The 2030-nt window shown below is 56.2% G+C and carries 2 rRNA genes; both read left to right on the forward strand.

Annotation, left to right across the window (positions count from 1 at the left end):
- Window positions 1-1781 (forward strand): 23S ribosomal RNA (locus tag ABD255_RS43425); the annotation flags it as partial.
- 144 nt (window positions 1782-1925) lie between these two features.
- A 5S ribosomal RNA gene (rrf, locus tag ABD255_RS43430) occupies window positions 1926-2030 on the forward strand; the annotation flags it as partial.

Raw genomic sequence — 2030 nt, forward strand, 5'->3', positions numbered from 1 at the left:
ATCTAGTTGTGGATGCTGCACGAGTGAGAATGCAGGCATGAGTAGCGAATGACGGGTGAGAAACCCGTCCGCCGAATGATCAAGGGTTCCAGGGTCAAGCTAATCTGCCCTGGGTAAGTCGGGACCTAAGGCGAGGCCGACAGGCGTAGTCGATGGACAACGGGTTGATATTCCCGTACCGGCATTAACACGACCCGACCGAACCTGGTGATGCTAAGAACGAGAAGCTGTGATGTCTTCGGACGGATCGGTGGATCTTTCGACCCTAACTGGTATTAGGTGCACTAAGGAGTGACGCAGGAGGGCAGTCCAACCGCGGCGATGGTAGGCGCAAGCTGATCCGCGGGCAAGGTGGTAGGGCGAGGCATAGGCAAATCCGTGTCTCATACAGCCTGAGAACCGAGGCGGACCCGTTTAGGGGAAGTGGATGATCCCATGCTGCCGAGAAAAACTTCGTAGTGAGTGTTAGGGCCGCCCGTACCCCAAACCGACACAGGTGATCAGGTAGAGAATACCAAGGCGATCGAGTGAACCATGGTTAAGGAACTCGGCAAAATGCCCCCGTAACTTCGGGAGAAGGGGGGCCTGATGCGTTACACGGCTTGCCCGTGGAAGCGTTGATGGCCGCAGAGACCAGGCCCAAGCGACTGTTTACTAAAAACACAGGTCCGTGCGAAGAAGTAATTCGATGTATACGGACTGACGCCTGCCCGGTGCTGGAACGTTAAGGGGACAGGTTAGCTGGTTTAGGCCGGCGAAGCTTTGAACTTAAGCGCCAGTAAACGGCGGTGGTAACTATAACCATCCTAAGGTAGCGAAATTCCTTGTCGGGTAAGTTCCGACCTGCACGAATGGCGTAACGACTTGGGCGCTGTCTCAACCATGGACTCGGCGAAATTGCATTACGAGTAAAGATGCTCGTTACGCGCAGCAGGACGGAAAGACCCCGGGACCTTTACTACAACTTGGTATTGGTGGTCGGTACAACTTGTGTAGGATAGGTGGGAGACTGTGAAACTCGGACGCCAGTTCGGGTGGAGTCATCGTTGAAATACCACTCTGGTTGTTCTGGCTGTCTAACTTCGGTCCATTATCTGGATCAGGGACAGTGCCTGGTGGGTAGTTTGACTGGGGCGGTCGCCTCCTAAAAGGTAACGGAGGCGCTCAAAGGTTCCCTCAGCCTGGTTGGCAATCAGGTGTCGAGTGTAAGTGCACAAGGGAGCTTGACTGTGAGACAGACATGTCGAGCAGGGACGAAAGTCGGAACTAGTGATCCGGCGGTGGCATGTGGGAGCACCGTCGCTCAACGGATAAAAGGTACCCCGGGGATAACAGGCTGATCTTCCCCAAGAGTCCATATCGACGGGATGGTTTGGCACCTCGATGTCGGCTCGTCGCATCCTGGGGCTGGAGTAGGTCCCAAGGGTTGGGCTGTTCGCCCATTAAAGCGGCACGCGAGCTGGGTTTAGAACGTCGTGAGACAGTTCGGTCCCTATCCGCTGCGCGCGCAGGAGACTTGAGAAGGGCTGCCCCTAGTACGAGAGGACCGGGGTGGACGAACCTCTGGTGTGCCAGTTGTTCCGCCAGGAGCACGGCTGGTTGGCTACGTTCGGAAGTGATAACCGCTGAAAGCATCTAAGCGGGAAGCACGCTTCAAGATGAGGTCTCCCACCGAGTTAATCGGGTAAGGCCCCCAGTAGACCACTGGGTTGATAGGCCAGAAGTGGAAGCGCCGCAAGGTGTGGAGCTGACTGGTACTAATAGGCCGAGGGCTTGTCTCAACACCACCCTCGGGTGGTCAACGACTGCTGCGAAACGATGTTCGCGTCCGCTATACGGTTCCCGGAATACGGTCAACCCCCAGCACCATCTGCCCGTCAGGGGCGGAGTGACTGTAGTGTGGTTGGTTGATATTTCTATAGAGTTACGGTGACCATAGCGTCGGGGAAACACCCAGTCTCCATTCCGAACCTGGAAGTTAAGCCCGACAGCGCCGATGGTACTGCGACCGGGAGGTCGTGGGAGAGTAG

The sequence above is a fragment of the Kribbella sancticallisti genome (genome assembly GCF_039530625.1).
Taxonomy (GTDB): domain Bacteria; phylum Actinomycetota; class Actinomycetes; order Propionibacteriales; family Kribbellaceae; genus Kribbella; species Kribbella sancticallisti.